Annotated in this window: 17 protein-coding genes; 3 read left to right on the forward strand and 14 right to left on the reverse strand. The window is 57.7% G+C overall.

From position 1 onward, the window contains the following. Positions 1-134: 134 nt before the first annotated feature. The 9 genes from VFQ24_16275 to VFQ24_16315 form a co-directional block, all read right to left on the reverse strand. Positions 135-2,249 carry a penicillin-binding protein gene (locus VFQ24_16275; GenBank protein HET9179912.1) on the reverse strand — a complete coding sequence of 705 codons (2,115 nt, stop codon included), beginning with the start codon at positions 2,247-2,249 and terminating at the stop codon, positions 135-137. Beyond that, positions 2,250-2,741 (reverse strand): septum formation initiator family protein, encoded by a 492-nt coding sequence (locus VFQ24_16280; GenBank protein ID HET9179913.1) that lies wholly within the window; start codon positions 2,739-2,741, stop codon positions 2,250-2,252. It lies immediately after the preceding gene. A gap of 76 nt (positions 2,742-2,817) precedes the next feature. Then, complete coding sequence (gene rsmH, locus VFQ24_16285) at positions 2,818-3,714, reverse strand: 16S rRNA (cytosine(1402)-N(4))-methyltransferase RsmH (GenBank protein ID HET9179914.1); 897 nt, start codon at positions 3,712-3,714, stop codon at positions 2,818-2,820. Then, entirely contained in the window at positions 3,715-4,155 is a 441-nt protein-coding gene (locus VFQ24_16290; protein ID HET9179915.1) for a division/cell wall cluster transcriptional repressor MraZ, read from the reverse strand. 342 nt (positions 4,156-4,497) lie between these two features. Continuing rightward, complete coding sequence (locus VFQ24_16295) at positions 4,498-5,268, reverse strand: class I SAM-dependent methyltransferase (GenBank protein ID HET9179916.1); 771 nt, start codon at positions 5,266-5,268, stop codon at positions 4,498-4,500. A gap of 21 nt (positions 5,269-5,289) precedes the next feature. Beyond that, entirely contained in the window at positions 5,290-7,257 is a 1,968-nt protein-coding gene (gene acs, locus VFQ24_16300) for an acetate--CoA ligase (protein ID HET9179917.1), read from the reverse strand. Between the two features lie 182 nt (positions 7,258-7,439). Continuing rightward, the gene (locus VFQ24_16305; GenBank protein ID HET9179918.1) at positions 7,440-8,783 is read right to left on the reverse strand and encodes a (Fe-S)-binding protein; all 1,344 of its coding nucleotides are present in this window, start codon (positions 8,781-8,783) and stop codon (positions 7,440-7,442) included. Positions 8,784-8,963: 180 nt separating this feature from the next. After that, entirely contained in the window at positions 8,964-10,319 is a 1,356-nt protein-coding gene (locus tag VFQ24_16310) for an FAD-binding oxidoreductase (protein ID HET9179919.1), read from the reverse strand. Position 10,320: 1 nt separating this feature from the next. Beyond that, positions 10,321-11,742 carry an FAD-linked oxidase C-terminal domain-containing protein gene (locus VFQ24_16315; GenBank protein HET9179920.1) on the reverse strand — a complete coding sequence of 474 codons (1,422 nt, stop codon included), beginning with the start codon at positions 11,740-11,742 and terminating at the stop codon, positions 10,321-10,323. 238 nt (positions 11,743-11,980) lie between these two features. Between VFQ24_16315 and VFQ24_16320 the strand changes: the two genes are divergently transcribed. After that, a complete protein-coding gene (locus tag VFQ24_16320) occupies positions 11,981-12,691 on the forward strand; it encodes a rhomboid family intramembrane serine protease (GenBank protein HET9179921.1) in 711 nt (236 codons plus the stop codon). A gap of 83 nt (positions 12,692-12,774) precedes the next feature. Here the strand turns inward: VFQ24_16320 and VFQ24_16325 are convergent, their stop codons facing one another. The 5 genes from VFQ24_16325 to mazG are packed head-to-tail and all read right to left on the reverse strand — an operon-like array spanning position 12,775 to position 16,362. Next, positions 12,775-13,197 carry a DMT family transporter gene (locus tag VFQ24_16325; protein ID HET9179922.1) on the reverse strand — a complete coding sequence of 141 codons (423 nt, stop codon included), beginning with the start codon at positions 13,195-13,197 and terminating at the stop codon, positions 12,775-12,777. Continuing rightward, on the reverse strand, positions 13,133-13,723 hold the full coding sequence (locus VFQ24_16330; protein ID HET9179923.1) for a DMT family transporter: 591 nt from the start codon (positions 13,721-13,723) through the stop codon (positions 13,133-13,135). The genes VFQ24_16325 and VFQ24_16330 overlap by 65 nt, the downstream gene beginning before the upstream one ends. Then, complete coding sequence (gene menC / locus VFQ24_16335) at positions 13,707-14,822, reverse strand: o-succinylbenzoate synthase (protein HET9179924.1); 1,116 nt, start codon at positions 14,820-14,822, stop codon at positions 13,707-13,709. Before menC ends, VFQ24_16330 begins: the two co-directional genes overlap by 17 nt. Then, positions 14,819-15,553 (reverse strand): GNAT family N-acetyltransferase, encoded by a 735-nt coding sequence (locus VFQ24_16340; protein HET9179925.1) that lies wholly within the window; start codon positions 15,551-15,553, stop codon positions 14,819-14,821. The genes menC and VFQ24_16340 overlap by 4 nt, the downstream gene beginning before the upstream one ends. Further along, positions 15,550-16,362: a nucleoside triphosphate pyrophosphohydrolase gene (gene mazG, locus VFQ24_16345; GenBank protein ID HET9179926.1), complete on the reverse strand. Its 813-nt coding sequence runs from the start codon at positions 16,360-16,362 to the stop codon at positions 15,550-15,552. The genes VFQ24_16340 and mazG overlap by 4 nt, the downstream gene beginning before the upstream one ends. Positions 16,363-16,637: 275 nt before the next feature. Here mazG and VFQ24_16350 point away from each other — a divergent pair, with 275 nt between their 5' ends. Continuing rightward, complete coding sequence (locus tag VFQ24_16350) at positions 16,638-17,081, forward strand: DUF1844 domain-containing protein (GenBank protein HET9179927.1); 444 nt, start codon at positions 16,638-16,640, stop codon at positions 17,079-17,081. After that, positions 17,078-17,839 (forward strand): MBL fold metallo-hydrolase, encoded by a 762-nt coding sequence (locus tag VFQ24_16355; protein ID HET9179928.1) that lies wholly within the window; start codon positions 17,078-17,080, stop codon positions 17,837-17,839. Before VFQ24_16350 ends, VFQ24_16355 begins: the two co-directional genes overlap by 4 nt.

Below are 17,839 nucleotides of genomic sequence, written 5' to 3' on the forward strand. Positions count from 1 at the left end.
AGAGCTCTTGCGAAGGTCGCGCACAGCAGTCAGATGGATAAACAGCCAGAGTACCGCCAGAATAACAGCAAGCCCACCGAGCAGTGTGTTAGCTACGGCACTGATATTAAGCGTCGGCATTTTTTATCTCCTCGCTAATGCGACATCCCCGAAATACTGCAGCAAACCTGTTGAGCAAATCGAATCCATACTCTGCTGCCGGCATGTATGCTGCTGCCGGCAGGCGGGTCCTGCTGGACGGCAAGCCCGGAACCCGACATTTGCATCTCGAGTCCCAGGGACTGGCACTCCTGCGTCACGCGGCGCGCCGACATGCCCGTGAAATCTGGAACTGCGAGCAGCGGGCTTTCATCCAGGAGGGCGGTGCCTTGAGAAGATCTGGGCGGTTGCGAAGGAAAAGAAACAGGTTCTACAGGGCGCGTGGCAGCTCCGACGGATTCAGAGTTGATTGGAGGGTTGTCCGCGTTTCCTCTCCGTTTCTGGCCCGGAAATTCAGCGGAGCGGCGGGAAGCTATCTGAATATTATCGGAAGGTTTGTCTTGCGGAACGTTCAGGTAACGCAGTGTTTGTTCTGCGATCGATTTCCACGCCGGAGCTGCCACTTCTGCCCCGTAGATTGCTCCTACCGGTGTATCGACAACCACCAGAATGGTTACCGCCGGCTTGTCAACGGGAGCAAAACCGATAAAAGAAGTTACCTCTTTCGTGTGGGAATAATGGCCAGTGGCATCCACTTTCTGCGCCGTGCCCGTCTTCCCCGCCGAAGTGTATCCGGCAAGCTGCGCCGCCACTCCGGTGCCGTGCTCGACTACGCCTGCAAGCATGTTTTTCATGGTGTCGGCGGTCCGCTCGCCCATGATGCGGCGGCCGAGACTGGGTGTCGGGGTTTCGTCGCCCGCCGTGCCGAGATCGCGCACGATTTTCGGCTGGAGCATCACTCCATAGTTTGCGATCGCGGAATAAAAGCGGGTCATCTGGAGCGGCGTCACACCGACTCCCTGCCCGATAGCGATCTGGCCAATCGAAACATCCCACCACTTCTGTACGGGCCTGAGAAGGCCGTTCTCTTCGCCGGGTAAACCGATACCCGTATCCGCGTCAAACCCGTAATTGAGAATGCGGTGGTAAAAGCGATCTTCGCCCAGACGCAGCGCCATCTTCACCGAGCCAACGTCGCTCGAGTACATCAAAACCTGGTTCAGGGTGAGCGGGCCGCCCTGCTCGTGGCGGATGGCTTCGGGATCGTCATGAATGATTCGCCCGCCCAAGCGGATCTGCCCCATCTGGCAATCGATCAGTTCCGTTGGCCTGGCCAGCTTTTCGTCAATAGCTGATGAAATCGTCACCGACTTGAAGGTGGACCCCGGCTCGTAAATCCACCCAATCGCCCTGTTAATTCGGTCCGCCGGAGGAAACTTCTGATACTCGTTTGGATTGAAAGTCGGCTCGTTGGCCATCGCCAGAATTTCGCCGGTGTAAGGGTTCTGTACGATCACGGTCCCCCCGGCTGCATGGTATTTGTTGACGGTCAGGGCCAGCGCCCTTTCCGCAATGTACTGAACGTCGTCGTCGATGGTCAGGATCAGGTTGCTGCCCGGTTCTCCGCTCCACTCGGTCGAACGGAATGAACGGTGCTTGGCATCTGTGCTCAGCAGCACCCTGCCCGAAAGTCCGCGAATCTGCTTGTTGTATTGGTACTCCACTCCGCCCAACCCGTTGTCATCCAGCCCCACATAGCCCAGAACGGTGGCGGCCAGGTCGCCATCGGGATAGAACCGCTTCATCTCTTTCTGGAAATAGATCCCTTGCAAGTTAAGATCACGAATACGGGCCGATTCCTGCGGTGTGATCTTCCGCTTGACCCAACAAAAGGAGCTATGGGCCTTGAAGCGCGCCTCCAGGTCTTTCGCGTCGAGATTTAGAATTGGGGCGAGCAGTTTGGCCTCCATCAACGAATCGGGTATGTTTGAGGGGACCGCATACACCGAATCCACTGCCAGGCTCATGGCCAGCGGATGCATCTTCCGGTCGAAGATGACTCCCCGCTTAGGAGCAATTTCCACGGTCCGCTGCTGCTGCCGGTCCGCGCGTGCCAGCAATTCCACGTACTGAATAATTTGGAGGTCGTACAAACGGAGGATGATGGCCAGCACCCACACCACGAATATCCCGGCCAGGAGCACGCCTCTCCTGGCTCCCACCGGCCTTGCCGCTGACGAGGTTGAATTCAGCTTTGGGCGCCGTACCATTTACCTCACGCCGGGATTTCCAATCTGGTTTCCGATGTTCCCTGCAAACTCCGTAGCCGCGGGCCCGGAATTGACCCGCGCCGGATTGCCTATCTGGATGATCTGGCTTGGATTTGGAGGCGCAAGGCCCAATTCAGAACGGGCAAGCGTATCGATCCGCTGCGGGTCGCTTAAGGAGGCAAACTGGACTTTCAGCGCGTGGTTCCGTTCTACCGTTTCCGCCTGCTCCTGTTTGAGCTGTTGAATCAGATAGCCGTAACGCACGCACTCAAAATGCTGCCAGGCAAAAAGCATGATGCAAAAAAAGGCCAGCGTCCCCAGCGCCAGCAGACCGAAACACTCCCGGCGTTTCTCGTGATCCACTTCACGCTGCAGCCGGGAGTTGTCAATGTGCTTAACGAAATAAATTTCCGGGTACGGAGCACGGCCCACCACGGGCTGGTTGCGCGGACGGCGATTCGAACCGGGAAGACTCACTGCAACAGTAGCCATAGCCCTCTTCTCTCAAGCGCGATTTCCTATCGGGTCCGCTCCGCTGGCAGCCCGAGAAACCGCGAGCGTTTCCGCGCTATTCTTTTTGCAGCTTCTCCGCCGCTCGCAACTTTGCGCTGCGTGACCGCGGATTTTCCTGAATCTCTTCGGGAGTCGGCCGCGCCACATGCCGGGTCAAGACGCGTACCCGGCCTTCACGATGGAGGCGGGCAAGCGCATGTTTCACCAGCCGGTCCTCCAGCGAATGGAAGCTGATCACGACCGACCGGCCGCCTTCCGCGAGGACCTCAGGAAATCCGGCAAGGAACTCCTCCAGATTTTCCAGTTCCCGGTTAACGGCCAGACGCAACGCCATAAACGTGCGCGTTGCCGGATGGATGTGGTGGAGGCCCGCCCGGGAGGGGATAGCTCGCATTACCACCTGCGCCAGTTCGGTGGTCGATCGAATCGGACGGGCCTTCACAATCGCTCGCGCTATACGGCGCGAGTGGCGCTCTTCTCCAAACTTGAAAATCAGATCTGCCAGTTCGCGTTCGGGTGTGCGGTTGACGATGTCGCCAGCCGTCAGCTCTCCCCCGCCCATTCTCATGTCCAAGGGACCCGGCATGCTGAAACTGAATCCCCGGCCGGCATCTTTAAGCTGCATCGAACTCAACCCGAGGTCGGCAAGAATGCCGTCAACCGGCGGCAAACCACTGGCGGCGTGCAGGGCGCGAATATCAGCGAAATTGCCTTCCATCATCATCAGCTTTCCGCCGTGTACCCCCAGACGCTCACGAACAGCATTGAGCGCCTGGGGGTCACGGTCTATGGCCAGCAGTTTTCCCTGTCCCCCTTCGAGCACACGCAAGATCTGCCCCGAGTGTCCCCCTGCCCCAGCGGTTGCATCAATATAATTGCCATCAGCTCGAACCTTCAAAAACTCCATCGCTTCCCGCAGCATCACGGGATAGTGGAGATCGAACTCATTCATCTAAATGCCGAGGTCGCTCAAAGCCTGCATGTCATCATCCGTCAACGGATTGCCGTCAAGATGCGCCCGGAACCGGTCCATGTTCCAAACATCCAGATAGTTCAGATAACCGATCACCGCAACCTCACCTTGCATCCCAGCGGATTCGCGCAGCAATGACGGAACCAGGATTCTTCCCTGCCCATCTATCTGTACCGCCTGCCCCCAGTAGTTGGCCCGGTCCAGAAACTTGCGCTTCGATTTGTTCATCGAGGGCAGTATCGCCAGCTTTTCCTCGATGTCCCTCCACACAGAAAACGGATAAATACGGACCGACTGACCGTCGAGGCTGGTCACATAGAAATCGTGGCCAAAGGTCACTTCCAGATGTGACTTGAAGGCGGTTGGGATCTTCACCCTTCCCTTCGCGTCCACCGTAGCTGGGTAATTTCCTCGCAGCATGGAAGTTCCAAAAGCCTGTCAAAAGCTCGCCAATTGGGCCACTTTCATACATTTTCTACTACTTTAGACCACTTCAGCCCACTCAATATAAGTGGGACACATAGCGATGTCAAGAACTATTTCAGTGATTAGAAAGATTTAGGAGCGGCGCGGATTTTGCTCAGCCCGTGGGGGCGAAAATGGCTTTCGCTCACAACCCGTATTGCTGGGCGGAAGGCAATGCTTTGCAGTCGCATGGACTGAGACTGGACGATTCAACAAAATTGCAGCGGCTCTCCGCGTCGAAGGTGTGCAGAGTGGGTATGGGATGAAGAGACCAGAAGTGGCGACTGGCTGCTGCCCTCAGGACGTACGTGCCAGGAAGCGCAGACGGACGTAGTCGACCGTCCAGCGGCCCTGTGCATCGCAGAGCGCTGGGTGCAGCAAGTTGATAACCTCGTCGATTGCATTGGCGCGTTGCCGTTCGGCGAGGGTCTTAAAAAACGGCCCCGCGAAGGTCTCAAGCCAGCCATGCATGTTGGTAGGCAGAATGGTGGGGCGAGGAATCAATTCTATTGAGTCCACGCGAAAACCTGCACGTTCGAGCTTCCCACGGTATTCGTCACTTGTGGGAAAGTACCAGGGGATCAACGACGCGGCATTCTGGGCGCCATATCTTTCGAGGACCGCGAGCAGCGCCACCGTGATAGCCGCAACACATCCGTGCCCTCCAAATTCACCGGCAAAGCGACCGCCGGACTTAAGCGCTCGTCGTATATTTCTCAGCACAGCGTCCGGATCGCGTTTCATCCAATGGAGTGCGGCGTTGGAAAATGCTGCGTCGAACTCAGCCTCAAATGGCAGGTCAAAAGCATTAGCGAGGCGCGCATCGATGCCACGCTGCTTCGCTGCCGCCACCATGTCCGGCGAACCGTCAACGCCTACGACTGTTGCTCCCCTGTTGAGGAGCACTTCGGACAGTGCGCCGTCACCGCAGCCGACATCCAATATGCGTTCGCCGGGCTGCGGATTCAGCAACTCAACTACAGGCAGTCCAAGGACTGGAACGAAGGGAGCATGTTCGGCGTAACGGTCCGCTTTCCATTCCTGTGTCACCGGCTCGGCTGCGCTCATGTCCCTCTCGATCGTGATGGACTAACCTTCCTGTTCGTACTGCTGTTTCAGTCTCGCGGTGACGGCAGGATCGGCAAGGGTCGTGGTGTCGCCCAATATCCGGCCCTCGGCGATGTCCCGCAACAAGCGGCGCATGATTTTCGCGCTTCGAGTCTTGGGCAATTCCGCCGTAAAGAAGATGTCGTCAGGCCGGGCAATGGGACCGATCTTCTTCACGACGTGCTCCTTCAGTTCGCTCTTCAGTTTATCGCTGGGTTCGATGCCTTCCTTCAGCGTCACGAATCCCGCAATGGCCTGGCCTTTTAGTTCGTGGGTCTTCCCGATAACGGCAGCCTCCGCTACGGAAGGATGGTCCACCAGGGCGCTTTCCACTTCGTAAGTTGAAATACGATGTCCGGCAACATTCATCACGTCGTCCACTCGGCCCAGCAGCCAGAAGTAGCCGTCTTCATCCACTTTGGCCCCGTCGCCCGTGAAGTAGTTGTCTTCGTACCGTGACCAGTAGGTCCGGACATAACGGTCAGGATCACCGTAAATCGTCCGGAACATTGCCGGCCAGGGTTTGGTCAACACCAGGTAGCCGCCAGCGCCAGGGCCAACCGGCCGGCCTCTATCGTCCAGCACTTCCGCCCCGACGCCCGGGAAGGGTTGCGTTGCCGAGCCGGGTTTGGTGGCCGTAATTCCCGGCAGGGGCGAAATCAGGATCATTCCGGTTTCGGTCTGCCACCAGGTATCGACGATCGGGCAGCGCTCTCTGCCGACGTTCTGGTGATACCAGATCCAGGCTTCAGGATTGATCGGCTCGCCAACCGAGCCAATCAAGCGAAGCGACGAGAGGTCATATTTGGCGGGCCACTCCGTTCCCCATCGCATGAAGGCGCGAATGGCGGTCGGCGCCGTATAAAAAATGCTGACCTTATATTTCTGCACAATTTCCCAGAAGCGGCCGCGATTGGGGTAGTCGGGGCTCCCCTCGTACATCACGGTGGTGCAGCCGTTGGCCAGCGGGCCGTAAATAATGTAGGAGTGGCCGGTAACCCAGCCGATGTCTGCCGTGCACCAGTAGACGTCGTCTTCCTTGAGGTCAAAGATGATGCGGTGGGTCGTCGAGGTCCCCAGCAGATAACCGCCGGTTGTGTGGACGACGCCCTTGGGTTTGCCTGTAGTGCCGCTGGTGTAGAGGATATACAGAATGTCTTCAGAGTCCACGGGCTCGGCTTCACACTGGTCTGAAGCGTTTGCCACAAGATCATGCCACCACAGGTCACGCCCGGTCTGCATGGTGATTTCCGTCGCCTTGCCCACGCGCTTAACTACCACCACCTTTTCGATGCTGGGCGTACCGGCAAGAGCTTCATCGACATTCGCTTTCAATGGAACCACGCTGCCTCGCCGCCATGCGCCATCTCCGGTGATAACGATTTTCGCCTGCGCATCGTTGATGCGCTCCCGGAGCGAATCCGCTGAGAATCCTCCGAACACGATACTGTGTGGTGCGCCGATCTTCGCGCAAGCCAGCATGGCGATGGCCAGTTCTGGAACCATGCCGAGGTAGATTGCCACGCGGTCGCCCTTTTTTACTCCCAGCGACTTGAGCCCATTGGCAAACCGGTTGACTTCTTTTTCAAGGTCTTCAAACGTCAGCACGCGCGTATCGCCGGGTTCGCCTTCCCAGATGATCGCCCGCTTGGTCCGGCGCGAAGTTTTCACGTGCCTGTCAACGCAGTTGTAGGTGGCGTTCAGTTTGCCCCCGAGAAACCATTTCACCCACGGCGCCTTCCATTCAAGCACCTTGTTCCATTTCTCGAACCAATCCAGCCGTTCGGCCTCTTTGGCCCAGAACCCTTCCAGGTCCCGGCGTGCATCATCATAGATTTTGGCGTCAGACACGTTGGCCTGCCGGCGAAACTCCTCAGACGGAGGGAAAGTGCGCCCCTCGTTGAGCAAGGCTACAAGCCTTTCTTGTGCAGCATCCGTCTTGTCGCTCATCTGTGACACTCCCACCCAGAAAATTTTTGTTCAATCATAAGCCAAGAAAGTGCGAAAGAGCAGGCAAATCAATCCGCCATCTGGCCCAGCGAACTGTAAAACCGGAAGCGAATTGCCCCGATGACGCCTTTCATCCGCCCGGCCCTGCGCACGACGCCAATGAAGACCGGTCGCGCAAATGCTCATCCGGCCTGAACGCCGGACCCGTAAGCTTCATCAAGCAGCTCAACCACGTGGAGCACCCGCCGCTGTTGTCCGGACCGGGAAACCCCAGCCCGCAACTGCAAAAGGCATCCCGGATTGGCAGTCACAATCAGCTCAGCGCCGGTTTCGTCCACTCGCTGCATCTTGGCCTTCAGCAGCCGATCCGCCATTTCGTTCTGAACCACATTATAAATGCCCGCGCTTCCACAGCAAACCTCGGATTCCTTCAGTTCCACGAGCTCAAGCCCGGGAATCGCTGCCATCAACCGCCGCGGAGCGCTGCGGATGCGCTGCGCGTGTCCCAGGTGGCAGGGATCCTGATACGTCGCTCGTGAGCGGATGGCGCCGAAATTCCGGTTGAATTCGATCCCGGCCAGAAACTCCGTCACGTCACGAACCCTGGAGCTGAACTCCCGTGCACGATCATAGAACTCACGATCCTCATGCTCAAAGAGCAGTGGATATTCTTTCAGTACCGAACCGCAACCCGCCGCATTGGTGATGAAATAATCGAAATTCCCGTCAAGGAACGTCCGGATATTTTGCTTTGCAAGTTCTCGCGCCGTGTCACGGATTCCCGCATGCACATGCAAGGCGCCGCAGCAACCCTGGGCCTCGGGAATCACTACCTCACATCCGTTGCGAACCAGGACCCGGACGGTTGCGTCGTTCAACCGCGCAAAGGCCAGGTTTGCAATGCATCCCGCAAAAAACGCGACGCGGTAACGCACATCGCCCTCAGATTTGACCACCTGGCCGAGGCGCCTCGTGAAGAACGGTTTTTCCATTCGCGGCGATAGTGCTGCCACACGCCCCAGCCGCTTCGATAAAAGGTGCGGGATTCCTGATTTCAGCAAAACCGTTTCGAGGCCGGATTGCTGAAACAGCCAGAGCAGGGTGCCAACCCTGTCTAGCATCTTGCGGTCCGGAAGCAATTTCTGAAAGAAAACGTGGCGCACATGCCTTGCGATGCCCGATCGCGAGTAATACCGGTTGATCTGCGCCCGGGCAGACTCCACCAGGCGGCCATATTCCACGCCGGAAGGGCATGCCGTCTCACACGCGCGACAGTCCAGGCACGAATCGATGTGCCGTACGAAGCTCTCCCCCAGGGGCAGCCTGCCGCGTTCCACCTGGACCATCTGGTAGATTCGCCCGCGCGGAGAATCCATCTCCAGCCCAAGCTCGCGATAAGTCGGGCAGGAGTTCAGGCAGAGGCCGCAGTGGATGCACTTGGAATAGTACTCCCACTCGGGAGCCTCACCTGGCCCGTAGCCGCTGGCCGTGGGGATTGAAACCGCTTTGCCCTGCGTCTCGATCATTTCAGACCATCGGCAATCTTCGGTCTAGCACGTTGATGAAAAACCCTCTGTACCACGTCATCCTGAGCGAAGCGAAGGATCTGTTTTGGTCATTTCAGTGAGATACAGCAGATGCTTCGCTTCGCTCAGCATGACGGGTAACCTTTTTCAACAACCTGCTAGCGAAGCGCCTTTACCATGTTAGATTGAACCCACAAATCTGCCCGGCGCAAGAATGCCCTTTGGGTCCCACGCCGTCTTCAGTTTGCGCATCAGATCAAGGCCGGTTCCGGGTTCTCCCCACGCATCCACCTGGGCCTTCACCTCTGCAGGGGCCGAAACCACGGTTAGCGCACCGCCTGATTTTTCAGCGGACTTGCGGAGGCGCCTGACGAGGCTGACCGCCTCGGTGGCATTCTGCAGGTCCAGCAGACCCAGGTGAAGCATTCCAACTCCCGGCATTGCGACGCCAGCCATTTTTATATTCTCACCGTGCGCTTCCTGCTGGGCAAGCCTCAAAAACTCCTCGCCATTAGCGATGGGCAGGGCGCCTTTCAGCACAACTGTCCCCTGATACATCTTTCCAATCCAGTTGCTAAAATCGGAAATCGCCTGCCATGCCCGTCCAGAGCCCACTCGGTCGCAAGTCTGGACCGTAGCGCCCACGGGGCCGCCCGCCGCTTCGAGCTCCTTTCGGGTGCGATCAACAACGGATTGGGGTCCGCCAACTTCCAGCCATATTTCCGGCTCGCGGGCCGCCACATCCACTTGCGAGCCGGGACGCACAATCGCGGCGGCTTCAGCATCCAGCAAGGCCATCCGTAACAGGTCAATAGGCGAGGCCAGGATGCGCCGACGGAGGTCGCGGGCAACACCCAGCGTACCGGTGGGAAGGACGAACGTCTGGCGCTCCGCTGGCAGAGGAAAGAGCTTCAGATTGACTTCCGTAATGACTCCCAGCGTGCCGCATGACCCGATCATGAGCTTCCCGAGATCGTAACCCGCCACGTTCTTGACCACTCGACCGCCCGTCCTGACCAGTTTGCCTTCGGTGGTGGCAATCTGCATGCCTACCACCATGTCACGAGGCGCCCCATAAAAATGTCGCAGCGGCCCCGATGTATTGGTTGCCACGATGCCTCCCAGGGTGGCTTTCCCGCCTCCTGAAGAGTCCAGGGGCAGCCAAAGTCCATCGGGCTTCAGGAGGGTTTGGAGGTCGGCCAACACCACTCCAGCACCGACGCCGGCAGTCAAGTCTGAGGGCTCGTAGTAACGGACGTTGGTGAGGTCCCGCGTGCATAGCGCAATGTCGTATTTTCGCGGAGGGTTCCCGATGCCGAGCTTGGTGGCGCCGCCACAGGCGATCACTGCCAGGTCATGGCCTGCCGCCCATTTCAGGGTCTCGGCTACCTCCTCAGCCGATCCCGGGTAAACGGCGCAGTCCGGTGTTTGACCGTCCACGGTGAAGGACTCACACGCGGACGCTTCGGCAGTGCACTTCGATTCCCCGACAATTCCGGCCAGGCCCGCCAGGACAGCCTCAGCCACGTCTGCCATATCAGCCTCCGTAGCTGACCTGAACACGAATCTCTCCGCACATCTTGCCGCTGGGCAAAACCTTGCCGGGATTGAACGACCCCGTTGGATTCATCAGTGACTTGACCCGCCGCTGGACTTCCAGGTCATCATCGGAAAAAATCAGCGGCATCAATTCATTTTTTTCGACGCCCACGCCATGCTCGCCGGTAATGGAACCGCCCAGTTCGGCACAGCGCGTCATGATTTCCTGCGCGGCCTTCACCACTCTTTTGGACTGCTCGCGGTCACGGGCGTCAAACATGAGAAGGGGATGCAGGTTGCCATCCCCGGCATGAAAAATATTTCCAATCTGCAAACCGTATTTCCGTCCGACCTCCTCGACATACTCAAGCATCTCGGGGAGTTTGGTGCGAGGGATCACTCCGTCCTGCACATAATAATTTGGACTGATCCGCCCCAGGGCGCCAAACGCATTCTTGCGGCCTTTCCAGAGGAGGGCGCGTTCCTCAGAGCTTTTGGCGCGGCGGACGCTTCGTACCTGATTGCAGGCGCACACCGCCTCGATTTTCTCCGCCTGTTCCTTCACGGCCTCGCGCAAACCCTCGACTTCGATCAGCAGAACCGCGGCCGAATCCATCGGATACCCGGCGTGCGTTGCTTGCTCGACGGCGCGCAACGTAAAACCGTCCATCATTTCGAGCGCCGCAGGAGTAATGCCTCGAGCGGTAATGGCAGCCACGGTGCGCGTGGCATCAATCACCCGGTCATAAACAGCAAGCATGGTTTCCACCGCTTCCGTAGCGCGCATCAGCCTGACCGTGATTTCAGTCACAATCCCCAATGTTCCTTCGGAGCCAACCATGAGGCCGGTCAGGTCGTAACCCGGAAGGTCCCAGCATTTTCCGCCGGTCCGGACCACTTCCCCATCAGGCAGTACCACCTCCAGGCCCAGAACGTGATTGGTAGTCACTCCATAGGCAAGGGTGTGGGGGCCGCCGGAGTTTTCTGCCACGTTGCCGCCAATCGTGCAGGCTTTCTGGCTGGAAGGATCGGGGGCGTAATAATATCCTGCATCGGCGACGGCCAGGGTCAAGTCGGTGTTCACCACGCCGGGCTGCACCCGCGCCCGCTGGCTCTCAAGATCGATTTCGAGGATTTTTTTCATGCGCGCGAAGCTGACGACAATGCCTCCCTGGGTTACCACCGCTCCGCCGCTCAGCCCCGTCCCTGCCCCACGCGGGACGATCGGCGTCTTCCGGGCAGCGGCCAGCCTGGCCATTCGAACCACCTGGTCTGTGGTGGTCGGGAAAACGACGGCTTCAGGCGTCTCCAGGGCAGAAAGGCCGTCATACTCGTAAAGCATCAGGTCTTCAGGCTTCGAGAGAACGCCTCCCGGTCCCATAATGCCTATTAACTCTTTTATGAGTGTTTCAGGCTTCATAAACACCTGTGCGGGCCGCTGGGAGCAGGTTTGATGAATGGCTCAACGACAGCGCGACAGCCACAGCCCTTCGAACTCCTTCAACACCCGCTGCCTGGAGTATATCGAACGGCCAGAACCGAGGTCAACGGCACGAGGATTTCACCGGGACCATGTGGGCGCTAGTCGCGGGCATGCAAATCTCCCGTTCGGATGCTGTTTGGATGAAAATGGGGGATCGGGTTAAAATGCATCGCTCATGATCCCATTGAACGACAATGTTCGACGGCAGACTTTCTGGCTTTCAACCCTTACGCTCATCGCCCTCAACACCGCGGTTTTCTTCTATGAGCTCTCGCTGGGCCCATCGCTTAACCAATTTATCCTCATCTTCGGCCTTATTCCGGCCCGATACACCACGACTCACGGCGCTGTCATCATCACCAGCCTGTCCGCTTTCATCGTTCCCGTATTCACGTCCATGTTCATCCACGGAGGATGGCTGCACCTGCTTGGCAACATGCTTTTCCTCTTCGTTTTTGGACGCAGCATCGAGGACCGCTATGGACACGGCCAGTTTCTGTTACTGTATTTCCTCAGCGGTATTGGAGCGGCCATTTTCGAGATCCTGTTCAACATGGGCTCGCGGGTACCCACGATCGGAGCGAGCGGCGCCATCGCCGGGATCCTGGGCGCCTACCTCGTCAGCTTTCCGACGGCTCGCATCACCACCCTGATCCCGCTGTTTATCATCTTTTGGACCATTCGAATTCCCGCCCTGCTGATACTCGTGTATTGGTTCGTCATCCAATTCGCCACAGGCTATCAAACGATGGCCATCGAGTCTGCGACCAGGGGAGGTGTGGCGTGGTGGGCCCACGTGGGAGGGTTTGTTCTCGGGATGCTTCTTGCCCTCGCAATGCCGAAGCGGCAGCAGAGGGCAGCCGAAGTGTGGCCGTGGGAAATATAAGGGGCCGATAGGCCGAGCGCCGGGCAGCCACTATCGACTTCAGGGCTGTGCCTTCGATTCGGACCGGGTCTGCCAGACCGCCTTCAAGTTGCCTGCTGCTCGTCTCGCTCCCACTCGGTGAAGTAAACGCCGAGGAGAATCAGCGCTCCGCCAAGCATCCCCCACAGGCCCACCTTATCATTAAGCAACCAGATTCCGAGGGCCGTGGCCATAACCGGTTCGATATAGTTGAAGGCCGCTACGCGCGAGGCGGTCAGGCCTTTCAGGGCATAGGTGAACAGCAGGTATCCAATCACGCAGGAGAAGAAAGTCATGAACCCCAGGCCCAGCACGGCACGCAAAGGAACCTGAGACCAGTCCACGTGCAAAACCGCACGGGCACCGAAGGGCACCATCATCAGCGCCCCCAGGCTAAAGACCACGGTGTTGAGAGTCACCGCGTCATACTGATTGACGACTTCTTTCATCAGAATCGTGTAGTAAGCAAATACCACGACTTCGACCATCAATCAGATCACCGAGCCAGTAGGCCTGGCTACCCTGGGCCGGCTTTCCGTAGGTCAGCAGCGCGACACCCGTAAGAGAGATGGCCATGCCGGCAAATTTGAGCGCCGTCAGCACCTCAAGTCGCATCACCACTGAAAGCACGAGAACCATCACCGGTTCAACCGCGATGATGAGCGCCGCGTGTGGGATGTTCGTATATGCCACACCAAAGATGAAGAGTATTTGATTGATGGTGACCCCGAAAAAGGCAATCACCACAAAATGCAGCCACTGCTGGCGCGTCAACCGCAGCAGAGACCTGTTCCTTAACAGAAGGAATAAAATTGCATAAGTGGCGGCAACAGCAATCGCACGTACAAGAGTCAGCGCCATCGGGCTGAAGCCGAACAGAGCTTCCTTGACTGCCACCATGTTGGCCGCCCAGCAAAAAACGGCAATCACCATGGCTAAATGCATCAAGTGGTGGGTTCTGACGGGAAAAGAAGTTTTCTGTGGTAAGACGACCGGTTCAACTGCGCTTTTCAAAGCTCTCCTTCCGCACGGTCACATTGTCGATACGATCGAGGTTTGGCGCGTAGCCAAGTCCCGGCTGTCGCGGCACCGCGATCGTTCCCTGCGCTGAAACCGTCACTTCGGGGTCGATAATGTCCTGCTTCCAGTAGCGGCGGCTGGCAGAGACGTCTCCGGGCAGCACAAAGCCCGGCAGGGATGACATGGCAATATTGTGGGCCCGCCCGATGCCTGACTCGAGCATTCCGCCGCACCAAACTGGTACCTGCCGGTCAAGGCACAGGTCGTGCAGCTTGCGAGCGGACGAATGGCCGCCCACCCGTCCCAGTTTGATGTTAATTATCTTGCAGGCCCCGAGTTCGATTGCCTTCCGGGCGTCCTCAGCGCTGTGGATCGATTCATCCAGGCAGATCGGCGTCTTCAACTCATGCTGGAGCTGCGCGTGGTCCACCATATCGTCCCAACCCAGCGGCTGCTCGATCATCATCAGGCCGAAGCGGTCCAGCAATTTGAGATGCCCGATATCGGCCAAAGTATACGCAGAGTTGGCGTCGGCCATCAGCTCGATGTCTGGAAACGCTTGTCGGATCAGATCCAGGACTTCGACGTCCCAGCCTGGCCTGATCTTCACCTTGATGCGCTGGTATCCAGCCACGACCTCAGTTCGGATCTTTTCCAGCAATTCTTCCGGCGAGTTCTGGATGCCTATGGATACGCCGCAGGAGACCTCCTCCCTTGTTCCGCCGAGCAGCACGGCCAGGGAAAGTCCTTTGCTCTGCGCTTCAATGTCCCACAGCGCATTTTCGAGCGCCGCCTTGGCCATGTTGTGGCCGCGGACGGGACGAAACCGATCGGCAAGCTCGGCGGGGGAATCCCAGGCTTTATCAAGCGCCCACGGAATCAGCAAATCGCGCAGGATGTGCCAGGCGGTCTCCGGCGTTTCATAGCTGTAAAAAGGCATCTCGCCGCAGGTAACCTCGCCCCAACCGTCCAGGCCATCGGCGCGGGCGTGGAGCAGAACGATTCTGCGATCGGTCGTTCGCCCGAAACTGGTCTCAAAAAAATGGACCAGAGGCATCCGAATTTCGAGCAGGTCAACCCTTTCGATTTTCATAGGCGGTCCAAAACGTACCGGGCCTCAGCCTCTGCCGTCTCAAAGCCCGTGATCACAAGTCCTCGTTCGAAGCATTCCTGTAGTTGTGCGCGGACGGATGCTTGCCATTCGCGCGCGCGCGCGGATTTCCCCGAGACGAGAAGGTCAAGATCGGGCGGAATAGCAACGATAGCCGATGCAGCCTTTCCTGCGGGACGCGGCTTTTTTCCTGCCAGCGCTTTTTTTACTCTATCAGATTTCAGGGGCCACTCCGCTATCAACCGGTCTGAGGGTAACTCACGCTGCAGCTTACCGGGAATCGGACCGTAATAATCAGGACAGTATCGCCGGACGACGGCGCCCAGGCGAACGATGTTGAAGTAGGCATTTTTTGCCCGCAGCGGATCAAACGTCCACTCGATGTATTCTATTCCCGCCCGGAGCGCCGCCTTACGCTGGGCAATCTTGAGCAATCTGCCAAGCCCCTGGTTTTCATAGGCCGGTAACACGCCCAGCAGTAGTGAATAGAAGTACCGGTGATCTTCGCGCCAGGCCGGAACAGAAACCACAAACCCCGCCATGGAACCTTCACCTGTAAAGGCGCCCAGCACATGCCCCCCTGTCCGGGTGATGTTCAGGAACATTCTCGCCGGATAAATCTCATGGTCCGGATAGCCCCATATCTCCTTCTGCAGCAGAACGCAATCGGCGAGATTTTCGACCGTTTCGCAATGGCGGATCGTATAGGTCATCTCTTCTCCCGTGCCTTCACCAGCTTCCAGATGGCGTCCAGTTCCTGCGGAGCACAATTCCGCACCGACTTCCCACGCCGTTTCACCTCAACTTCAAGCTCCTGAAACCTTCTTCGGAACTTTTGGTTTGCCTCGCGGAGGCAACTTTCCGGGTCAGAACGTATCATCCGGGTGAGGTTGGCCACGGCAAACATCAAGTCACCGGCTTCTTCTTCGAGGTGATGCGGGTCAGGCTCGGGGCGGGCCGTGAGTTCTTTGCGTATTTCGTGTATTTCCTCCTCAATTTTGTCAAGAAGGTCTTCCACTTTCTCCCAGTCAAATCCGGCCTCAGCCGCCCGCAGGCCCAGTTCGTAAGCTTCCAAAGTGGAAGGAAGCGCGGCGGCGATTCCATCCAACAAGGATGCGTTCTCAGAATCGGTATGGCTCTTCTTTTCTTTTTCTTTTGCCGCCGTCCAGCTCTTCAAGGCTTCCTCAGCATTTGCAACTCGCGTTTCACCGAAAACATGCGGATGCCGCCGGACCAGCTTGTCATACACGTTCTGGATGACGCCATCGATATCAAATTTTCCGTCCTCTTCCGCGAGGCGCGAATAAAACACCACCTGAAAGAGCAGATCGCCCAGCTCTTCTTCCAGCCCTGCAAAATCCTTCAGATTGACAGCGTCAACAACCTCATAGGCTTCTTCGAGCAGCATACCCTTGATGCTGTCATAGTCCTGATCGCGGTCCCACGGGCAGCCATCCGGCCCTCGAAGGTGCGCCATCAGGTTCACCAGGCTGGCAAGCTTTTCTCCCGCAGTTTTGCCCATTGTTTTCACCAGACTCTTGGTTCGTCAATGAATCCCCTAATGTACCAAGCCATCGAAATCACGCGCAATAGCGCCACAATTTGCCTGTTCTATTTTTTTCAGGCTAACATTTGGAGATATGCCGTCCCCTGTAAGCCCCTTTCTCACGCCGTTGATAGTTCGAGGGCAAGTGGGCGCGCTTGTTCAGGAAGAGGGCTTGTTGCTAAACTATTTATTCAGCATAACTGCGGAATTACCCTTGCTGTCAGGAGTGTTAACCACTCGAAAGGATTTCCATGCCAGAGGAAAATACTGAATCATCGGGGTTTAAGGTCGTTGACCGCCGGACTTTCACCAGCGAGGGAAACCGCATTCCGGGCCAGCTTGAGAAGGAGGAGAAGAAGCGGGAGCCCGAATCGCGCGTTCCGCCCAGGCCCCAGCCGGCGTCGCCGGTCGAACCTGAACCCGAAGAGGAGGAAGCCTCGGAGCGGTTCGCCGTGCTGGTGTCGTATCTGAGCACCACGGCAATGTTCCAGCTCGGATTGCTTCCGGGGCCGGGTGGAGAATACATCCCGACCGACCTGGCCAACGCCAGCCGGACCATCGATCTCCTGGAAGTATTGCAGGAAAAGACACGCGGGAATCTGACCGGTCAGGAATCCAAACTCCTTGAGGATGTCCTCTACGAACTTCGAATGACCTATCTTGAAGTGCAGAAGCAGGCAAGCAAGCAGAAATGAAACTGACTTTCCTGGGTACCGGTACATCCACAGGAGTTCCGACCGTCGGCTGCGGTTGCGCCGTCTGCACCTCGACGGTCGAGCGCGACAAGCGGACCCGTCCGTCCCTGTTGCTGGAATACTCCGGCCGCACTTTGGTGATTGACACCACCCCCGACTTTCGCGCGCAGGCCCTGCGCCAGAAGATCGAGCGGGTGGACGCCATCGTCTTCACTCACGCCCACGCCGACCACGTGCTGGGATTGGATGACGTTCGTCCATATTATTTCCGGCAGAAAGATCCCATCCCGCTCTACGCGGACGATCGCTGCATGGAGAGTTTGCGCCGGATCTTCACCTACATCTTTGACCAGACTTATCCCTATGGCGGGATTCTGAAAGTTGATCCTCATCTGATCGATGGCCCTTTTAGTCTCTGGGGAACACAATTGATTCCCCTGCCCGTATTTCACGGAAACCTGCCAGTTCTCGGTTTCCGTTTTGGCAACGCGGCTTATGTCACCGATTTCAGCACGATTCCAGACCCGACTCTGGAAATGCTGGAGGGCCTGGACGTGCTGATACTCGATGCGTTGCGCCATAAACCTCATCCGACGCATTCGACCATTGAGAATTCTCTGGCCCTGGTCAACCGCCTCAACCCGGCGCGGGCATATTTCACTCACATCGCCCACGAACTGGGCCATGAGGAAACGAACGCCAGCCTGCCGCCCAACGTTAGGCTGGCCTATGACGGGCTGGAAGTAAGTCTGGACTGA

It is taken from the genome of Terriglobia bacterium (assembly GCA_035712365.1).
In the GTDB taxonomy this organism is placed as follows: Bacteria; Acidobacteriota; Terriglobia; order UBA7540; family UBA7540; genus SCRD01.